The organism is Massilia eburnea (assembly GCF_009720745.1).
GTDB classification, from domain to species: domain Bacteria; phylum Pseudomonadota; class Gammaproteobacteria; order Burkholderiales; family Burkholderiaceae_D; genus Rugamonas; species Rugamonas eburnea.
The window spans coordinates 62,474-81,892 of sequence record NZ_WNKX01000004.1 but is presented as its reverse complement, the minus strand read 5'-3'; the positions used below and the strand labels follow the sequence as shown (position 1 = coordinate 81,892).

Below are 19,419 nucleotides of genomic sequence, written 5' to 3'. Positions count from 1 at the left end.
TCAGGCGCTATAAGGGCTGGTTCGACTCAGAATGGACGAGGCCGTGTCTCATTTCGGGTGTGACCCCACGGTGGGACACGGACTCGGCAATTCAACTTAGCTGGAGGCGGTAGCCGACGGCGGTTTCGGTCAGCAGGTATTGCGGCTGGGCCGGGTCGTCTTCCAGCTTGTGGCGCAGGTGGCCCATGTAGATGCGCAGGTAGTGGCTGTTGTCCGATTGCGCGGGCCCCCAGACGGCGCGCAGCAGCTGCGGGGCGGTCATGACGCGGCCGGCGTTGGCCACCAGTACCGACAGCAGGCGGTATTCGGTGGGCGTCAGGTGTACGTGCTCGCCGCGTTTGGTGACGCGGCGGTTCGGCAAGTCCACCATTACTTCCCCGAATTGCACCTGGCCGGTTTTGTCAGCTTGCGGTTGCCGCTGGCGCCGCAGCGTGGCGCGCACGCGGGCGAGCAGTTCGCCAGTGCCGAAAGGCTTGCTCAGGTAGTCGTCGGCGCCGGCGTCGAGCGCCTTGATCTTGTCGGCTTCGTTGACGCGCGCGGACAGCACGATTACCGGTACGTTCGACCATTCGCGCAAATCGGTGATGAAGTCGATGCCGTCGCCGTCTGGCAGGCCCAGGTCGAGGATCACCAGGTCCGGCTTGCGCGTGCCGGCGTCGATCAGGCCGCGCTGCATGCTGGCCGATTCGTGCACGTGCCAGCCTTCTTCTTCCAGCGCAGCGCGCACAAAGCGGCGGATCTGTGGTTCGTCTTCCACCAGCAGTGCGGTGGGAACTATCTCGGTTTGTTGCGTGTTCATTATTCCTCGATTTCCGGCGGCTGCGGCGGCGTGCCAATCGGCAGCGTGAAGACGAAAGCTGCTCCTCCCAGCGGCGATTTATCCACGGCGATCGTGCCGCCATGGGCTTCCACGATGGCGCGGCAAATCGCCAGTCCAAGGCCAACGCCCGGCTTGGAAGATTCCTTCTCTCCGCGGGTGAATTTTTCAAAGACTGCTTCTTCGCGGCCGCGTGGCACGCCGGGGCCGTTATCGTACACCATCACCCTGACGAATTCGCCGCGCTGCACGGCGTAGATCACGACCGACGACCCGGGCGGTGTGTACTTGGCGGCGTTCTCCAGCAGATTGCACAGCACGCGTTCTATCAGCACGGCGTCAAAGCGCAGCAGCGGCAGGCCGAGCGAGAGCTGGGTGCTCACTTTATGGCCGGCCAGCTGCAGTCGGCTGGCGCGCAAGGCGCTGCCGACCACTTCTTCCAGCGGCTGCCATTGCAGGTTGAATTTCAGCTCGCCGCTTTCAATGCGAGCCATGTCGAGCAGATTGGATACCAGGGCGCTCATGCGCAATGCTTCGGAGTGCAGGAAGTTGGCGAGTTCCAGCTGCTGCTCCGGCAAGGCCGGGCGCGAACCGGCCAGCGATTCGGACAGGCCGACCAGCGACGTGAGCGGGGTGCGCAGGTCGTGCGACAGTGCCGCCAGCAGGGAGTTGCGCAGCCGTTCAGATTCCATATTGACCAGGGCGTCCTGCGCCACCTCGACGTAGTGCACGCGTTCCAGCGCGATGGCCGCCAGGGCTGCGAAGGTATCGAGGTGCTGCCGCTGTTCGGGGATCAGGATCCAGCGCCGCTGCGCCGGTTCGATCGCCAGCACGCCGCGCGTGCGCATGGGTGCGACCAGCGGCATGTAGAACAGCGGGCTGGCGGGCAGCGTCCCGGTGCCCAGGCCGGCGCTTTCGGCATGGTCGAAGGCCCATTGCGCCACGCCCTGGTCCAGCGCTGCAGGTGCAGCGCCGCCCGGCGGCAGGTGCAGCTTGCCTTCGGCATCAGGAACCAGCAGCGTAGCCTTGGCATTGAAAGTGGACTGCACGAAGCGCGCGGTGGTTTCGAAGACCTGCTCCGTCTGCAGCACGCCCGACATTTCGCGCGCAAACTCGTACAAGGCACGGGCACGCGCTTCACGGTAAGAGGCGACGCGGGCCTGGAAGCGCAGGCCTGCGGTCAGGTGACCGGTGATCAGGCCGACCGCCAGCATCACGCCGAACGTAATCATGTATTGCAGGTCGGAGATGGCGAAACTGAAGCGCGGCGGCACAAAGAAGAAGTCGAAACAGGCGACGCTGAGGCAGGTCGCCAGCACGGACGGGCCGCGCCCGTAACGCACCGCGACCAGCAGCACCACCAGCAGGAACAGCATGGCGATGTTGGCCAGGTCGAAGTACGGCAGCAGCGGCGTCGCCAGCAAAGCCATGCCAACACTGGAGGCGGCCGCCACGCCGTAGCCGATCGCGCGCCGCTTGAAGCGAAGCGCGTCCTCCACCGCGTCTTCGGCGGCAGTGGAGCCGCCCCCCGCCGTTGCGGGCGCCGTCTCGCGCTCGCTGCCGGAAACTTCGATCAGGTCAATGTCCGGCGCCCTGGCTGCCAGGTTGCGGATGTGGGAGCGGCGCCATGGGCTGCTGTCATGCGCCCTGCCCATCGCGATCTTGGACAGGTTGTGGCTGCGCGCGTATTCCGCAGCTGCGGCGGCGACATTGCTGGCGGAGAGCACGGCCGTCGTTGCACCCAGGTCTTGCGCCAGCTTGAGCATCTTCAGGATGCGTTCGCGCTGCGCGGCGGGCAGGCGTTGCAAGGCCGGCGTCTCGACATAGATCGCATGCCATTCCGTGCCCAGCTGCCCCGCCAGCCGCGCGGCGCTGCGCACCACCTGTTCGCAGCCAGGGCGCGGGCCAACCAGGGCCAGCACCGATGCGCCGGTCTTCCAGATGGTGTCGATCGATTGCTCGACGCGATAGGCGCGCACGTCGTCTTCAATGCGGTCGGCAGTGCGGCGCAAGGCGAGCTCGCGCAGGGCGATCAGGTTCCCTTTGCGGAAAAAGTTCTGTGCAGCGCGTTCGGCTTGCTGCGCCTGATAGACCTTGCCCCCCTTCAGGCGCGCCAGCAGTTCGTCGGCTGGGATGTCGACCAGCACCACTTCGTCGGCGGCGTCGAACACGGTATCCGGCACGGTTTCGTTGACCTGGATGCCGGTGATGCCGCCCACTACGTCGTTCAGGCTTTCAAGGTGCTGCACGTTCACGGTGCTGAAGACGTCGATGCCCGCTTCCAGCAATTCCTCCACGTCCTGCCAGCGCTTGGGATGGCGCGAGCCCGGTGCGTTGGAGTGCGCCAACTCGTCAATCAGGATCAGCGGGGGCCGGCGCTCGAGCGCCATGTCGATGTCGAATTCGCCCAGGGACTTGCCGCGGTAATCGATCGGTTTGAGGGGCAGAATCTCCAAACCATCCACCAGCGCGGCGGTCTCGCTGCGGCCGTGGGTTTCGATAACGCCGACCAGTACCTGCTGGCCGGCCGCCTGCAACTTGCGGGCGGCCGACAACATTGCATAGGTCTTGCCAACTCCGGCCGAGGCGCCGAAGTAAATGCGCAGCTTTCCGCGGGCGGCCTTGCGCTCTTGTTCCTGCATTTGCGCCAGCAGCGCGTCGGGGTCTGGCCGGTCGTCGTCGAGTGGAATCATGTCAGCGAGTATGCGGGGTTTTTCCGTCCAGCGCCAGATTGAGCGCCAGGACATTCACGCGCGGCTCGCCAAAAATGCCCAGCATCCTGTGCGAGGCGTGCTGTTCGATCAGCTTCTGCACGTACTCCGGCAACATGCCACGCTGCGCTGCGACACGCTTGACCTGGTAGTTGGCTGCAGCCAGGCTGATTTCCGGATCGAGGCCGCTGCCCGAGGCCGTGACCAGGTCGACCGGAACCGGCGCCGTGTTGGCGGGATCGGCCGCCTTCAGCGCATCGACACGGGCTTTGACGGCATCCGTCAAGGCGGGGTTCAGCGGTCCGAGGTTGGACGCCGAGGAACCGCTGGCGTTATATGGCATTGGTCCGGTTGCCGATGGGCGGCTCCAGAAATACTCAGGCGAAGTAAATTGCTGGCCGATCAGCGCGGAGCCAACCGCCTTGCCATCCACTTCAATGATGGAGCCCGCTGCCTGATGCGGGAAGAGCGCCTGGCCAACGCCAGTCACTGCCAGCGGATAGAGCACGCCGGTAGCCAGGGTCAGTGCGCCGAACAGCACCAGGGCGGGGCGAAAAGTCGAAATCATCTTGTTCTCCAGCTTAAACGAGGTTGAACGCCGACAGCAGCAAGTCGATCAGCTTGATGCCGATGAAGGGCAGGACCAGGCCACCGGCGCCATACACCAGCAGGTTGCGGCGCAGGAGCGCGGTAGCGCCGATGGCACGGTAACGCACGCCCTTCAGCGCCAGCGGGATCAGGAAAACGATGATCAGCGCGTTGAAGATCACGGCGGACATGATGGCCGAATTCGGGCTCGCCAGGTGCATCACGTCCAGGGCTTTGAGCTGAGGATAGGTGCCCACGAAGGCGGCTGGAATGATCGCAAAGTACTTGGCGATGTCGTTCGAAATCGAGAACGTGGTCAGCGAGCCGCGCGTCATCAGCATCTGCTTGCCTATTTCCACGATCTCCAGCAGCTTGGTCGGATTGGAATCCAGGTCGACCATGTTGCCGGCTTCTTTCGCCGCCTGGGTGCCGGAGCTCATTGCCACCGCCACGTCGGCCTGGGCCAGCGCCGGCGCATCGTTGGTGCCGTCGCCGGTCATGGCAACCAGGCGGCCGTCGGACTGGTAGTCACGGATCAGTTTCAGCTTGTCTTCCGGCGTTGCTTCCGCCAGGAAGTCGTCCACACCTGCTTCGGCCGCAATGGCGGCGGCGGTCACCCTGTTGTCGCCGGTGATCATCACGGTCTTGATACCCATCCGGCGCAGTTCGGCGAAGCGCTCCTTGATGCCGCCCTTCACAATGTCTTTCAGCTCCACCACGCCCATCACGCGCCAGGAATCAGAGACCACCAGCGGCGTACTGCCGCGGCGCGACACGTCGTCCACGCTGCGCAGCACGTCGGATGGGAAGTCCTTGCCCTGCGCTTCCACGTATTTGCGCACGGCTTCGGCGGCGCCCTTGCGTACCTCGCGGCCGTCCATGTCGACGCCGCTCATACGCGTTTGTGCGGTGAACGGGATGAAGGCAGCATGCACCGGCGACAGTTCGCGTTCGCGGATATTGAACTTCTGCTTGGCCAGCACCACGATGCTGCGCCCTTCCGGCGTTTCATCCGCCAGCGAGGCCAGTTGCGCCACGTCGGCCAGTTCACGCTCGGTCACACCCGGCGCCGGGAAGAAGGCGGAGGCCTGGCGATTGCCGAGAGTGATGGTGCCGGTCTTATCCAGCAGCAGCACGTCGACGTCGCCGGCGGCTTCCACCGCACGGCCGGAAGTGGCGATCACATTGGCCTGCATCATGCGGCTCATGCCGGCCACGCCGATGGCCGACAGCAGGCCGCCGATGGTGGTTGGAATCAGGCATACCAGCAGCGCGATCAGCACTGTGATGGTGATCGGGGTGCCGGATTTTGCTACCTCCACCGAGAACATGGACATCGGCAGCAAGGTCGCCGTCACTACCAGGAACACGATGGTCAGCGCCACCAGCAGGATGGTCAGGGCGATCTCGTTCGGGGTTTTCTTGCGCTTGGCGCCTTCCACCATGGCGATCATACGGTCGAGGAAGGTCTCGCCAGGATTCGCGGTCACCTGTACCACCAGCCAATCGGAAAGCACGCGCGTGCCGCCGGTGACGGAGGAAAAGTCGCCGCCCGATTCGCGGATCACGGGCGCCGATTCGCCGGTGATTGCGCTTTCGTCCACCGACGCCACGCCTTCGATCACGGTCCCGTCAATCGGGATCACATCGCCGGCTTCCACCAGCACGTAGTCACCCTTGCGCAGGTCGGTGGCGGAGCATGGCAGCCAGGCGGTTCCAAGCTTGGGCGTGCTCAGTTTCTTCGACGTGACGCTTTGCTTCAGGCTACGCAGAGAAGCCGCTTGCGCTTTGCTGCGGCCCTCGGCCAGCGCTTCGGCGAAGTTTGCGAACAACACGGTGAACCACAACCAGATTGCGGTGGCCAGGATAAAGCCTGAACTGGCTTCGCCCTTGCCGAAAATCGACTGTACGTACAGCAGCGTGGTGACGATGCTGCCGACATACACCACGAACATCACAGGACTGCGCAGCTGCACCGCAGGATTGAGCTTGTAGAAGGACTCGATCATGGCAGGCAGCACCAGCTTCGATTCGAACAGCTTGAGGCGCTGCCCTGCTTGGGCGACCGGGATCGCATGCGATTGCGACATGATGTGCACTCCTTATTTATACAGTTGCAGGTGTTCGATGACCGGGCCAAGCGCCAGCGCAGGAACATAATTCAGCACGCCGACCAGCAGCACAACGGCGATCAGCAGGAACACGAACATCAGGCCGTGGGTCGGCATGGTGCCGGAAGTCACCTGCAGGCGCTGCTTGCCAGCCAGCGAACCGGCAATGGCCAGCACCGGCACGATCATGGCGAAGCGGCCAAACCACATGGCGATGGCCAGCATGGTGTTGTAGAACGGCGTGTTGGCGGAGATCCCGGCAAAGGCGCTGCCGTTGTTGTTGGCGGCCGAGCTGAAGGCGTACAGGATCTCGGTGAAACCGTGCGCGCCAGGGTTGGCCACGCCGGCCTTGCCTACGTCCAGCATGATGGCGACGGCGGTCCCCACCAGCACCAGGGTCGGCGTGACCAGGATGGCGATGGAAGTCATCTTCATCTCATACGACTGGATCTTCTTGCCCAGGTATTCCGGGGTGCGGCCGATCATCAGGCCGGCGATGAACACCGCCATGATGGCGAAGATCAGCATGCCGTACAGGCCGGAACCCACGCCGCCGAAGATCACTTCGCCCAGCTGCATCAGCAGGGTCGGGCCCATCCCGCCCAGCGGCGTGAAGGAATCGTGGAAGCTGTTCACGGCGCCGCACGAAGCGGCGGTCGTGACAGCGGCGAACAGCCCGGAAGCGGCGATGCCGAAGCGGGCCTCCTTGCCTTCCATATTGCCGCCCGGCTGCAGGCCGCTGGCCGCCTGGTCGACACCCATCGCCTGCAGGGCCGGATGGCTGGACTGCTCAGCGGCCATGATGCCGGCTGCCGCCACCACGAACATGATGCTCATTGCAGCCAGCACGGCCCAGCCCTGGCGGCGGTCGCCTACCAAGTGGCCGAAGGCGAAGCACAGGCCAGCCGGAATCAGGAAGATCGACAGCATCTGTACGAAGTTGGTGAGCGGCGTCGGATTTTCGTAGGGGTGGGCCGAGTTGGCGTTGAAAAAGCCTCCGCCGTTGGTGCCCAGCATCTTGATCGCTTCCTGCGAAGCGACCGGCCCCATGGCTATAGTCTGCGTGGCAGCGGCCAGCGTTTGCGATGGGGCCTGCGGTGTTGCACCAGGCGCGGAATAGGTAAATGGTTCGACCAGCGCGACCTCCTGGTACGCTGAGAAGTTCTGGATCACGCCCTGCCCGACCAGGAACACAGCGTAGACGAAGGACAGCGGCAGCAACAGGTATAGCGTAATGCGGGTCAAGTCGACCCAGAAGTTGCCGATCGATTTGGCCGAACGCTGCGCAAAGCCGCGGATCAGGGCGAAGGCGACGGCGATACCGGTGGCTGCGGAGAAGAAGTTCTGCGGCGCCAGCGCCAGCATCTGGCTCAGGTAGCTCATGGCCTGTTCGCCCACATATCCCTGCCAGTTGGTGTTCGAGACGAAGCTGACAGCAGTATTGAACGAGGAGTCCGGGCTGATGTTCCCCAGGCCCTGCGGGTTCAGCGGCAGCCATTGCTGCGTGCGCTGCACGCCATAGACGAACAACACGCCCAGTCCGTTGAAGGCCAGCAGCGCGACCGCATAAGCCTTCCACCCCATGCCCTGCTTTTCAGTGTCAAGCGGCACGCCGGCCGCGCGGTACAGCAGCTTTTCCAAGGCGCCCAGCCAGCCCAGGCAGGGCACTCTGCGGCCATCAGCCACGCGGGCCAGCCAGCCGCCGAGGGGCCAGGCGGCAGCAATCAGCACCACCATGAAAACTGTCAGCAACAGGAAGGATTGGGTGCTCATGTCACAGATCCTCCGCTTTGAGCAAGGCTACCAGCAGGTAGACCAACAGGCCGGCCGTAGCGAGCGAGCCGATGACGTAAAAGATATTCATTGCTTGCCTCCCAGCTTGTCGCAGCCGGCCGCCATGGCGGCTATCAGTGCGACGAAGGCGACGATTGCGCCGATAAATACGAAGTCCATTTCTTTCCCCGAAAAGTCTTGTTTGCTAGTGAACCAGCTTATCGATCCACGCCTAAAATCGGTGTAAAGACTCCGCAGCCCGCTGTAAACAAGTCGTAAAAATGGCGCCCGCAGGCGCCGTCAGTGCAGGCCTTGCCCAGCTTAGAATGTTTTGCTGAGGGTGAGCTGCAAAGCATTCTTGCCGAGGAACTTGCCGTTGGCCGGCGAAGCGTAGGCAATCCTGCTGGCGTTGGCGCCGACAGCGGCCAGCTGCACGCTGGCGAAGCCGAGGTCCCTGGTCACGCCGGCCTTCCAGTCGGTATAGTTCGCAACGCTGTTGTTGTGCACGCGCTGGTGGCCGGCGTGCAGGTTGAAGGCGTAGCCATTGCCGGCGTTGATGTTGGCGCTCAGGTCCAGGTAGCCGGAGTTCTTGCTGTCGACGTAGCCAAAGAGATTGGTGACGGAGTGCGAATACTTCAGGGTCGCCGGACCATAGCCGACCTGGCCGTAGATCTCCGTCGTGTCGCCATCAGCGAAGCCTGGCACGTGCTTCAGGCCATTGTCAGCATAGACATAGCTCAGTACCCCGACGTCGTAGCTGACGTCCGCTGTGAGCTGGCCGCGCTTGCCGCCGTAGATGTCCAGTTCCACGTTGCCGCTGCCGCCGGCGTCCTTGGTCCACCTGATGGTGGAAGCCCAGGCGCCAATATACAGGCCGGTCGGGTCATTGACGTAATCGATGCCGCCCTGCAGCGCAGGCTTCAGGCGGGTCTGGGAAACGCCTCGGTAGCGGTAGTCCGAGGTGATGGCAGCGTTGAAGCTGGCTTCATTATCCGGCTTCGCATCTTCCGCGCGAGCCGACAGGGTGCAAGCCGCCAGCACGGCGGAAGCAAGAATCAGTTTTTTCATGGTGACGAGTTCCTTCGATGTAGTCGAAGCAAAACTCTATCGACTCGCCCGTAAAAACAGCCTTAAAACTCAGGCCCCCTCAGTAAAGAAGGCGTAAACATTCACGGTTACAAGCGCATGAATTTGCGCAGGACGGCCTGGACCTGGTGCTGGGCCAGTGGCTTGTCCAGCATGCCGGCGGCGCCGGCGGCGTGGGCGCGGGTGCTGTCGTAGTCGTGCGCGGATTGCACGAGGAAGATCACTTCGGGCTGCGATTCCTCGCTGCGCAGTTGGGCGCACAGCAGGTAGTGGTCGATGATGGGGGCGGCGAAATCCAGCAGCACCACAGCTACCGCCTGCTGCCGGCACAGCGCCAAGGCAGCCACGCCGTCGACCGCCCACAAGACCGGCGTGCCGAATTGCTTGAGCGAGAGACCCAGGTGTTCGCTGAAGGTGGCGTTGGCATCCACGCACAGCACGGCCCCTTCGCGGCGCGGCTTGCGCATCTTGTGATAGACGGCGGGGTCGGTCAGGTCCAGGTCGAGGCGTTCGCGGCGCCGCCGTTCGGGAACCATTGACTGGCCGGACGCGGACAGGCTGGCCAGCACCTCTGCGCGGCGCTCCACCAGCCGCTCCAGCTCCGCGTACATGCTTGACCATTGCACTGGCAGCGGCAAGTTCGGGTAGGTCAGCGCGACTCCGGTCGTTCCCAGCACCAGGGCCGGGCGGATCTCGCCGGCGGCCAGCGATGCGATGGCGGCCAGCGCTTTCAGTTCGGTGCCATTGGCGAGATAGATGTCGGGGTCCTGCAGGCTGTCGTCGGACAGGCAGATATAAGAGGGCCCGTCGGCCGGCGCCTTGGCCAATCCCTGTGCGAGCGCACGCGCGGCCTCCGGTGGGAAGCCGACCAGCCTGACTGCGAACGGGCGCCGAACTGTGGTCATAAACCCATTTTACTGCCCCGATTCCCTTGCGCCACACGCGGTTGCGGATAGAATGCGCAAGCATGCGTTCGGTCAAACTTGCGTGAAATGCATCATCAATTCGCAAGTTACCGGAAAATACTGTATATAATCACAGCACTTTGCATTACCAAGAACAAGTATGGCCACTAAAAAACCAGTTTCCGACTACAGCGAATCATCCATCCGCGTCCTCAAAGGACTGGAACCCGTCAAGCAGCGCCCGGGCATGTACACCCGCACCGAGAACCCGCTGCACATTATCCAGGAGGTGATCGACAACGCCTCCGACGAAGCACTGGGCGGCCATTGCAAAAATATTATCGTAACGCAGAATGCTGACGGCTCCATCACCGTCGAAGACGATGGCCGCGGCATCCCGGTCGGCCTGCATCCTGAAGAAAACGTGCCGACGGTAGAAATCGTTTTTACCCGCCTGCACGCGGGCGGCAAATTCGACAAGGGTTCGGGCGGCGCCTACGCCTTCTCGGGTGGCTTGCACGGTGTTGGCGTGTCCGTCACCAATGCGCTGTCCAAACGCCTGGAAATCGCAGTGTGGCGTAAAGACGACGCCGGCAATGGTTTTCACAATATCGCCTTCGAAAACGGTGACCTGGTGGAGCCGCTGCGCTCCGAGCCTGCGCCGAAGGATGGCAAGAAGTCCGGTACCCGCGTCACCGCCTGGCCGGATGCGAAGTATTTCGACTCCCCGCTGATTTCGCAGGTCGAGCTGCAACGCCTGCTGCGCTCCAAGGCCGTGCTGCTGCCCGGCGTATCGGTCACGCTGAAAAACGCCAAGAACGGCGACGAACAGACCTGGATGTACAAGGACGGCTTGCGCGGCTACCTGAATGAACAGCTGGCCCAGACCACCTCCGGCGGCGAAACCCTGATTCCGCTGTTCGAGGGCGAGCAGTTCGCCACTCCGGATGCGGAAGGCTTTGCCGAAGGCGAAGGCGCGTCCTGGGTGGTGGCATGGACCGAGGAAGGCGCCGTGGTGCGCGAGTCCTACGTCAACCTGATCCCGACGCCGAACGGCGGTACCCACGAATCGGGCCTGCGCGAAGGCCTGTTCGGCGCGATGAAGAACTTCGTCGAACTGCACTCGCTGCTGCCGAAAGGCGTGAAGCTGCTGCCGGAAGACGTGTTTGCACGCGCTTCCTTCGTGCTGTCCGCAAAGGTGCTGGACCCGCAGTTCCAGGGCCAGATCAAGGAACGCCTGAATTCGCGCGATGCGGTGCGCCTGGTGTCCACCTTCTCCAAGCCTGCGCTGGAACTGTGGCTGAACCAGCACATCGACTTCGGCAAGAAGCTGGCCGAGCTGGTGATCAAGCAAGCGCAATCACGCCTGCGTTCAGCGCAGAAGGTCGAAAAGAAAAAGTCTTCCGGCGTGGCCGTGTTGCCGGGCAAGCTGACCGATTGCGAATCGGACGATACCGCACGCACTGAAATCTTCCTGGTCGAGGGTGACTCGGCGGGCGGTTCGGCCAAGATGGGCCGCGACAAGGAATTCCAGGCCATCCTGCCCCTGCGCGGCAAGGTGCTGAACTCCTGGGAGACCGACAAGGACCGCCTGTTCGCCAACAACGAGATCCACGACATCGCGGTGGCGATCGGCGTCGACCCGCACAACTACGGCGACGCACCGGACCTGAGCGGCCTGCGTTACGGCAAAATCTGCATCCTCTCCGACGCGGACGTCGACGGCTCGCACATCCAGGTGCTGCTGCTCACCCTGTTCTTCCGCCACTTCCCGAAACTGATCGAGAACGGCAATATCTGCATCGCGCGTCCGCCGCTGTACCGCGTCGACGCGCCTGCGCGCGGCAAGAAGCCGATTCAGAAGCTGTATGCACTGGACGACGGCGAACTGGTCGCGATCGAGGACAAGCTGCGCAAGGACGGCTTGAAAGAAGGCTCCTGGACCATCTCCCGCTTCAAGGGCCTGGGCGAGATGAACGCGGAGCAGCTGTGGGAAACCACGATGAATCCGGATACCCGCCGCCTGCTGCCGGTGTCGCTGGGCGATTTCGACCACGGCTATTCCTCCTCGCGCTTCAATATGCTGATGGGCAAAGGCGAAGCCGCCGCCCGCCGCGCATGGATCGAAGAACACGGTAACGAAGTAGAAGCGGATATCTAAATGATCATCGGTATCGACCTTGGCACCACCAACAGCCTGGTCGCCATCTGGCGCGACGGCAAGCCGCAAATCATCCCGAACGCGCTGGGCGACAACCTGACGCCTTCCTGCGTCGGGCTGGATGATGACGGCACCATCCTGGTGGGCAAGGCGGCCCGCGAGCGCCTGCAGACGCACCCGCATATGACGGCGGCAATCTTCAAGCGCTATATGGGCAGCGACAAGCGCATCCGCCTCGGCGACAAGGAATTCCGTCCGGAAGAACTGTCGTCGATGGTGCTGCGCGCGCTCAAGGAAGATGCCGAAGCCTTCCTCGGCCACAAGGTCGAAGAAGCGATCATCACCGTGCCGGCCTACTTCAGCGACGGCCAGCGCAAGGCCACGCGTGCCGCCGGCCAACTGGCGGGCCTGAAAGTGGACCGCCTGCTGAACGAACCGACTGCCGCGGCACTCGCCTACGGCATCCAGGACAAGGAGCAGGAGTCGAAATTCCTGGTTTTCGACCTGGGCGGCGGCACCTTCGACGTCTCGATCCTTGAGTTGTTCGAGGGCGTGATGGAAGTGCGTGCCTCGGCCGGCGACAACTTCCTGGGCGGCGAGGACTTCACCGACGCCATCGTGGAGTCCTTCCGCGAATACTCGGGATTGAACAAGGCCCTGGGCAGCCGCCCATCGGACGCCCACCTGCGCCAGCGCCTGCGCGACGAAGCGGAGCGCGCCAAGCGCCAGCTGACGGAGCAGAACAGCGTCTGGCTCTCCGTCACCTGGTCGGAGCAGGAATACAAATGGGAGCTGACCGAGGAAGCGTTGAACCGCATCGGCGAATCGCTGCTGGCGCGCTTGCGCACGCCGGTTGAACGCGCACTGCGCGATTCCACCATCCGTGCCATGGACCTCGACACCGTGGTGCTCGCTGGCGGCGCGACCCGCATGCCTATCGTGCGCAAGCTGGTCTCGCGCATGTTCGGCCGCTTCCCGGCCATGCATCTCGATCCGGACGAAGCCGTGGCCCTCGGCGCCGCCGTGCAGGCCGGCCTCAAGATGCGCGATGCAGCATTGGAAGAAGTGGTGATGACCGATGTTTCGCCATACTCCCTTGGCATCGGCATTTCGCGCCAGATTGGCCCTAACCAGTACAGCCACGGCCACTACCTGCCTATTATCGAACGCAATACGCCGGTGCCGGTCTCGCGCACCGAAAACGTGGCGACGATTTCCGATTACCAGAAAGAGCTGCTGGTGCAGGTCTACCAGGGGGAATCGCGTATGGTCGATGGCAATATCTATCTGGGCAAGATATCCTTCCCTGTGCCGCCAAAGAAGGCAGGCCAGATCGGCGTCGACATCCGCTTTACCTACGACATTAGCGGCGTGCTGGAAGTGGAAGCCCACGTGCTGGAGACCAAGGAAAAGCACAAGATCGTCATCACCGAAAATGCCGGCGTGATGACGCAGGAAGAGATCGAGCAGCGCTTCGCCGAACTGGCCGACTTGAAGATCCATCCACGCGACCAGATCGAAAACCGCACTTTGCTGGCGCGCGCCGACCGCATGTACGAGCTGTCCCTGGGCGATGTGCGCAATTACCTCGGCGAACAAATCAACGTCTTCCAGGCGGCCCTTGAAAGCCAGGATCCGCGCCGAGTGGGCGAAGCCCGCACCACGCTGGAAAAAGTACTCGCTCACCTGGAAGCCGACGGAGTATTCTGATGAGGGACGCCTGGGATATCCTCGGCATCGAGCCGACCAGCGACGAGCGCGCGATCAAGCGCGCTTACGCCAGACAGCTCAAACAGACGCGCCCTGAAGACGATGCCGAAGGCTTCCAGGCATTGCGCGGCGCCTACGATCAGGCGCTGGCCGAGGCGCGCTACAACTGTCATACCGCTGAAGAAACCGACGAAGTTGCTGCCGCCGACGGCTCGCCAGTCCCCAGCGCACCGGCTTCGTCATCCGTCGAGACCACGGCGGACGCCGAGCAGGTGCGCGAGGAAATGCTGGCCGCAGCCTGGAAAGAAGCTGCGCAGGTATGGCAGGATTTCCTTGATGTCCCCATCAAAAAGACCGCTGCCAGGTTCGCCGAGCGCGCCAATGAAGCCTCGCTGAGCTTACTCGCGCAGGACGCGCTGGAGGTCATTGCTGGCCGCTACTGCGCGGTTGCCGGCTACGATCGCGAGATACGCGACGCGCTGGTCGAGCACTTCCGGTGGGAAGACGACGCTAGCCACCTTTCCCGCATCGACGGCAATACAGCCTATTTCGCTATGGCGCGCTTCCGTGCGGACAAGGGTATGGACTACATGCGCTCGATGGACAACGGTTTTAACGCCTACCACAAGCTGCAAGCCAAAGTGCCGCCACGCTTCGACAAAGACACGATGAGCCAGAACTTCATGAAGGAAATGGCTGGGCTGCTTGAAGTAATCACCTGGCGCTTTCCGGAAGTCCTCGAATACCATCTCGAGCGCGATGTGGTGCAATGGTGGCGGGAGAAGGTCCGCACCAAGAAGTATTTCATCGAAACGGCCTTCTACTCGTTGGTCGTCGGGCTCGCGCTGGCCGGAGTGGTCGCGGGCAGCTTGATGGCCGATAGCATGGATACGTTGCGTTTCTGCATTCTGATGAGCACCTGCCTGGGGCTGAGCATGGGCGGAGGCGCGCTGCTCGCATTCCGTCCGCCGCAGCAACTTAAGGAAACATGGCATGAGCGCTTGCTGCCCTACCTGTACGACGACGCGACAAAAATGCGGGCGCGCTATGCGTGGCTACTGCCATTTTCGGCCGCCAGCCTGGCCATGTTCTACCCCACGCCATCATTGCTTTTACAGCTGACAGTCGGCCTGGCCATCTTCGCCAGTTCCGGCATGGCGGTGCTGGCCGCCGCCCCCTTCCTGAACAAACAAGGATGGCTGTGGCTTGCTGCGCTTTCTGGCGCAATGGCCTTCTTCTTGAGCAATCTGGTATTCCCGGCCTGGCACTGGACCATCGCACTGATGACGTGCGTAGGCCTGCAATGCCTGATCAACACCTCCGAAATCCGTCATGTGGACTGGGCCCGCATCGGCGGCGGCCGGCTGATGACCATCCGCATCGTCTGGATCCTGGGCGTGATCCTGATGCTCCTGCTGGCATCAGGCACGCCGTCTGCGGCGCCGCTGCAGCTGGTGTTCGCATGGCTGATGGTAGTGACCGGCCTGTTCGTAGCGCAGTTCGACCTTTCACTTTACATCGCCTGGCCGCTGTTCTTCTTTATCAAAGTCATGGCCCTCGGCCAGCTGAAACTTTTCAAGGACGTGGCAGACCAGCGCCTTCCTACCCTGTTCTACTTCCTGCTGATGCTCGCAATCTTCATCGGCAGCTCCATGTATCGCGCGATGAACGAGCGCGATACGGCGACTTACAACTATTGACACACTGAAAACGCAACAATGTCTACTCAAGCAAACCTCTTTGACGATCCAACGCCGGAACTGCCGCCAAGCGGCGGCAACGGCAGCGGCGGCGATGACGGCGGCGAATCGCTGACCCTGTCGACCTTCGCCGAACGCGCCTACCTTGATTACGCCATTTCCGTGGTCAAGGGTCGCGCCCTGCCGGACGTGTGCGACGGCCAGAAGCCAGTGCAGCGCCGCATCCTGTATTCGATGAATGAACTGGGCCTGGGCCCGACCGCCAAGCCCCGCAAATCCGCCACCGTGGTCGGCGACGTGCTGGGTAAGCTGCACCCGCACGGCGACCAGTCGGTGTACGACGCGCTGGTGCGCATGGCGCAGGACTTCTCGCTGCGCTACCCGCTGATCGACGGCCAGGGTAACTTCGGTTCGCGCGACGGTGACGGCGCCGCGGCAATGCGATACACCGAAGCCCGCCTCACCCCGATTTCGCGCCTGCTGCTGGACGAAATCGACCAGGGCACCGTGGACTTCATCCCCAACTACGACGGTTCATACGAAGAACCTGCCCTGCTGCCGGCACGCTTGCCGATGGTCCTGCTGAACGGCGCTTCCGGTATCGCTGTGGGCCTGGCCACCGAAATCCCTTCGCATAACCTGAGCGAAGTGGCGAAAGCTGCGGTGGCGATGATCCGCAATCCGAAGATCAGTCACGCGGAACTGATGGAGCTGATCCCGGGCCCGGACTTCCCGGGCGGCGGCCAGCTGATCACCCCGCGTGCGCAGCTTGACGATATGTACGCCTCGGGCCGCGGGTCGATGAAGGTGCGCGCACGCTGGAAGATCGAAGAACTGGCGCGCGGCCAGTGGCAAGCCGTCGTGTACGAACTGCCGCCAGGCACTTCGGCACAGAAGGTGCTGGAAGAAATCGAAGAACTGACCAATCCGAAGGTCAAGCTGGGCAAGAAAGCCCTGTCGCCGGAACAGGTGGCGCTGAAAGGCCTGATCCTGGGCCAGCTGGACAAGGTGCGTGATGAAGCGGGCCGCGAAGCTGCAGTGCGCCTGGTGTTCGAGCCGAAGTCGAAGAATCAGAACCAGACTGAGTTCATGCACATGCTGCTGGCGCACACCTCGCTGGAGACTTCGGCTTCCATGAACCTGGTGATGATCGGCGGCGATGGCCGTCCGCGCCAGAAGGGCATCAGCGAAATCCTGGGCGAGTGGATCGAGTTCCGCTTCGCCACCGTGACCCGCCGTACCCAGTTCCGCCTGAACAAGGTCGATGAGCGCATCCATATTCTGGAAGGCCGCCAGATCGTCCTGCTCAACATCGATGAAGTGATCGCCATCATCCGCAATTCGGACGAGCCAAAGGCAGCGCTGATCGAACGCTTCAAGCTGTCGGACCGCCAGGCAGAAGACATCCTGGAAATCCGCCTGCGCCAGCTGGCTCGACTGGAAGCGATCAAGATCGAACAGGAACTGTCCGAGCTGCGCAAGGAGCGCGAAGGCCTGCAGGACGTGCTGGACAACCCGGCCACCCTGCGCCGCCTGGTGATCAAGGAAATCGACAGCGACGCCAAGACTTATGGCGACGCGCGCCGCACCCTGATCGAAGAAGCGCAGAAAGCGGTCGTTGAACAGAAGGTGGCCGACGAACCGGTCACCGTGATCATTTCGGAAAAAGGCTGGGTGCGCGCGCGTACCGGCATCGGCCACGATCCGGCGCAGTTCGCCTTCAAGGCGGGCGATTCGCTGTATGGCGCGTTCGAGTGCCGTACCGTGGACACCCTGCTGGGCTTTGGCGACAATGGCAAAGTGTATTCCGTACCTGTCGCTGCGCTGCCTAACGCGCGTGGCGATGGCGTGCCGATTACGACCCTGGTCGACCTCTCTGGCGGTGCGCGCCTGCTGCACTACTACGCCGGCACTGGCGACAAGCAGCTGCTGCTGGCGTCCGATGCGGGTTATGGCTTTATCGCCAAGGCCGGCGACATGGTGTCGCGCCTTAAGGGCGGTAAGGCGTTCATCACGCTGGATGAAGGTGCGAAACCGCTGCCTCCGACCGTGGTGACTGAGGGCGCGAGCGCGGTGGCTGTGATTTCGGAGAAGTCTAACCTGCTGGTTTTCGGCATGGACGAGATGAAGGTGCTGTCCAACGGCGGCCGCGGCGTGATCCTGATGGACCTGGCGGATAAGGAAAAGCTGGTTGCGGCTTGCGCGATCACGGATAAAGGCGTGACCGTGCTGGGTATTGGCAATGCGCAGAAGGCCAAGGAAGACCGCATGGGGCCGACGGCGCTGGGGCCGCACTTTGGCAAGCGCGCGCGCAAGGGTAAGCCGATGCCGGTGCGTATCAAGCCTACGGGTTTGCTGCCGAACACCTGAACCGGTAAATCGCGGCTGCAGCAGACTGGTGTCAGACCCCGTGGGTCTGACACCGGGTTACCGGTTTTCAGCGCGGCGCGTACAAATCAATCGTCTCCTGCACCGCATCGCTGCACACCGCGCAGAAAGCCTCACTCCTATCAAACATCAAGCACTGCTGCTGCGAACGGTAGTAGCCAGTCGCCTCATAATTCGCCCCCTCGAACGCCCCCACCGCCTTGCGGTTAGGCGCCTTCGAAAACAGCGCGTTAGTCCAAGCCAGATCTTCCTTAAACAGCTTGCTCATCTCCGACTCCGGGCGATTATCCTTGCGCAGCTGCGCACGAATTTTCTGGTACTCGCGTGAATGCGCCTCATACTCCGCCTTCGGCCACGCGGTCGGCAGTGCCGTCCCAGGCGTGACAAACTTCTTCCACTTCACGTTCGCAGGATCCTGCAGCGCCGTCACATTCGGCTCCCATGGCTCCATGCGCGCGCCGCCCGTCGCATAGGCAACCGGAGAGGTGTAATACTCGTCCGCCAGGCCCGCGAAATGGTGGCCGAATTCATGCACGAAGAGGTAGTTCGCCCAATCGTTATCCGCCGCCGCAGTACTGAACTGCCCGTAGATGCCGCCGCCACCGTATGTCTCGTTATTGACCAGGATTTCGATAAACTCATACGGTGCATGCTGGGCAATCTCGCGCAAGGCGCGGTTGTCCACCGTCAGCACGTAACGTTCGCTGCCGAAGATGTCATAGCGTGCCCCCAGCTTCGATGAGTGATAGGTATTAGTCGATGGCCGCGACACGCCGCTTTCCTGCGTCGGTACCGCCATCGCCCACACGTTGAAGTCCTTCGCGCGTTCCTTGAACGGCGACACCGTGAACAGGTAGTCGGACAGGCGGCGCGCCGCAGCCTCGAATTTTGCCATATCGGCCCTGGTATAGCCGTCGCCCAGGATCAGCAGGTCCACCTTCTTCTCGCTTGGGCCGTTGACGCGGATCGCGATCGGCTTGGCGGGCGCCGGCTCCTGCTTGCGCACCACGTCCATTGCATCGGTATCGACCTCCAGGCTCCACACGACGGAAAATTCATTGCGCTCATCACGCTTCAGGATGCGTACTTTGACGGGACGGTCCGGCTTCGGGAAGCGCACCGACTCATGGAAGCCGCGCGTCAGCTTGCCCGCTTCCTCGGTCGACTTCCATTCGCCGAAGACGGTGGAAAAGCCGCGGGTGTACAGCAGCTTGCCGGTCTTGGCGTCCGCCACTTCGACCTTGTTCACGCCGCGGTTGGTGGTGTCGATTGTCTTGGACATATCGCCCGGCCAGGGCAGCGGCTCAATCACAACTTGCTCGATCGCGTAACTTTCGTTTAGCGCGTTACCAGTGTGCATATAGTCCAGGCGCACGGTTGCAGGCTGCGCGGCCAGCGCCAGGCCGGCAACGGCACTCAGCGCAGCCCCCGCCAGCAGTCGATTCAGATACGGCATGAAGTCTCCAGTG

The 19,419-nt window shown here is 62.7% G+C and carries 13 protein-coding genes; 4 read left to right on the top strand and 9 right to left on the bottom strand.

Going from position 1 to position 19,419, the window contains the following annotated elements; all coding sequences use genetic code 11:
• Positions 1-91 precede the first annotated feature (91 nt).
• The 8 genes from kdpE to GM658_RS06490 form a co-directional block, all read right to left on the bottom strand.
• Positions 92-799, bottom strand: coding sequence for a two-component system response regulator KdpE (kdpE, locus tag GM658_RS06525; RefSeq protein ID WP_155453214.1), 708 nt, complete (start codon positions 797-799; stop codon positions 92-94).
• Positions 799-3,510: a two-component system sensor histidine kinase KdpD gene (gene kdpD / locus GM658_RS06520; RefSeq protein WP_155453213.1), complete on the bottom strand. Its 2,712-nt coding sequence runs from the start codon at positions 3,508-3,510 to the stop codon at positions 799-801. The genes kdpE and kdpD overlap by 1 nt, the downstream gene beginning before the upstream one ends.
• Before the next feature lies 1 nt (position 3,511).
• Complete coding sequence (gene kdpC / locus GM658_RS06515) at positions 3,512-4,096, bottom strand: potassium-transporting ATPase subunit KdpC (protein WP_155453212.1); 585 nt, start codon at positions 4,094-4,096, stop codon at positions 3,512-3,514.
• A 13-nt stretch (positions 4,097-4,109) separates the two neighbouring features.
• Positions 4,110-6,206 carry a potassium-transporting ATPase subunit KdpB gene (gene kdpB, locus GM658_RS06510; protein ID WP_155453211.1) on the bottom strand — a complete coding sequence of 699 codons (2,097 nt, stop codon included), beginning with the start codon at positions 6,204-6,206 and terminating at the stop codon, positions 4,110-4,112.
• A gap of 12 nt (positions 6,207-6,218) precedes the next feature.
• On the bottom strand, positions 6,219-8,000 hold the full coding sequence (gene kdpA / locus GM658_RS06505; protein WP_155453210.1) for a potassium-transporting ATPase subunit KdpA: 1,782 nt from the start codon (positions 7,998-8,000) through the stop codon (positions 6,219-6,221).
• Position 8,001: 1 nt separating this feature from the next.
• Positions 8,002-8,091, bottom strand: a complete 90-nt coding sequence (locus GM658_RS06500; protein WP_155453209.1) for a potassium-transporting ATPase subunit F — start codon at positions 8,089-8,091, stop codon at positions 8,002-8,004.
• Positions 8,092-8,321: 230 nt separating this feature from the next.
• Complete coding sequence (locus tag GM658_RS06495) at positions 8,322-9,068, bottom strand: TorF family putative porin (protein WP_155453208.1); 747 nt, start codon at positions 9,066-9,068, stop codon at positions 8,322-8,324.
• Positions 9,069-9,175: 107 nt separating this feature from the next.
• Positions 9,176-9,991 (bottom strand): response regulator, encoded by an 816-nt coding sequence (locus tag GM658_RS06490; RefSeq protein ID WP_155453207.1) that lies wholly within the window; start codon positions 9,989-9,991, stop codon positions 9,176-9,178.
• 160 nt (positions 9,992-10,151) lie between these two features.
• Here GM658_RS06490 and GM658_RS06485 point away from each other — a divergent pair, with 160 nt between their 5' ends.
• From GM658_RS06485 to parC, 4 genes are read left to right on the top strand one after another with little or no spacing between them, the layout of a single operon-like run.
• Positions 10,152-12,152: a DNA topoisomerase IV subunit B gene (locus GM658_RS06485; RefSeq protein WP_155453206.1), complete on the top strand. Its 2,001-nt coding sequence runs from the start codon at positions 10,152-10,154 to the stop codon at positions 12,150-12,152.
• Positions 12,153-13,862 (top strand): molecular chaperone HscC, encoded by a 1,710-nt coding sequence (locus tag GM658_RS06480; RefSeq protein WP_155453205.1) that lies wholly within the window; start codon positions 12,153-12,155, stop codon positions 13,860-13,862.
• The gene (locus GM658_RS06475; RefSeq protein WP_155453204.1) at positions 13,862-15,562 is read left to right on the top strand and encodes a J domain-containing protein; all 1,701 of its coding nucleotides are present in this window, start codon (positions 13,862-13,864) and stop codon (positions 15,560-15,562) included. Before GM658_RS06480 ends, GM658_RS06475 begins: the two co-directional genes overlap by 1 nt.
• An 18-nt stretch (positions 15,563-15,580) precedes the next feature.
• Positions 15,581-17,932, top strand: a complete 2,352-nt coding sequence (gene parC / locus GM658_RS06470; protein WP_155453203.1) for a DNA topoisomerase IV subunit A — start codon at positions 15,581-15,583, stop codon at positions 17,930-17,932.
• A 67-nt stretch (positions 17,933-17,999) separates the two neighbouring features.
• Here the strand turns inward: parC and GM658_RS06465 are convergent, their stop codons facing one another.
• Positions 18,000-19,406: an IgA Peptidase M64 gene (locus tag GM658_RS06465; RefSeq protein ID WP_155453202.1), complete on the bottom strand. Its 1,407-nt coding sequence runs from the start codon at positions 19,404-19,406 to the stop codon at positions 18,000-18,002.
• Between the last annotated feature and the right edge of the window lie 13 nt (positions 19,407-19,419).

Coding starts and splice junctions, on each gene's coding strand:
- GM658_RS06490 (WP_155453207.1), bottom strand. CDS start 9,991: ATGACCACAGTTCGGCGCCCGTTCGCAGTCAGGCTGGTCGGCTTCCCA.
- kdpC (WP_155453212.1), bottom strand. CDS start 4,096: ATGATTTCGACTTTTCGCCCCGCCCTGGTGCTGTTCGGCGCACTGACC.
- parC (WP_155453203.1), top strand. CDS start 15,581: ATGTCTACTCAAGCAAACCTCTTTGACGATCCAACGCCGGAACTGCCG.
- kdpB (WP_155453211.1), bottom strand. CDS start 6,206: ATGTCGCAATCGCATGCGATCCCGGTCGCCCAAGCAGGGCAGCGCCTC.
- kdpE (WP_155453214.1), bottom strand. CDS start 799: ATGAACACGCAACAAACCGAGATAGTTCCCACCGCACTGCTGGTGGAA.
- GM658_RS06485 (WP_155453206.1), top strand. CDS start 10,152: ATGGCCACTAAAAAACCAGTTTCCGACTACAGCGAATCATCCATCCGC.
- kdpD (WP_155453213.1), bottom strand. CDS start 3,510: ATGATTCCACTCGACGACGACCGGCCAGACCCCGACGCGCTGCTGGCG.
- GM658_RS06495 (WP_155453208.1), bottom strand. CDS start 9,068: ATGAAAAAACTGATTCTTGCTTCCGCCGTGCTGGCGGCTTGCACCCTG.
- GM658_RS06500 (WP_155453209.1), bottom strand. CDS start 8,091: ATGAATATCTTTTACGTCATCGGCTCGCTCGCTACGGCCGGCCTGTTG.
- GM658_RS06480 (WP_155453205.1), top strand. CDS start 12,153: ATGATCATCGGTATCGACCTTGGCACCACCAACAGCCTGGTCGCCATC.
- GM658_RS06465 (WP_155453202.1), bottom strand. CDS start 19,406: ATGCCGTATCTGAATCGACTGCTGGCGGGGGCTGCGCTGAGTGCCGTT.
- kdpA (WP_155453210.1), bottom strand. CDS start 8,000: ATGAGCACCCAATCCTTCCTGTTGCTGACAGTTTTCATGGTGGTGCTG.
- GM658_RS06475 (WP_155453204.1), top strand. CDS start 13,862: ATGAGGGACGCCTGGGATATCCTCGGCATCGAGCCGACCAGCGACGAG.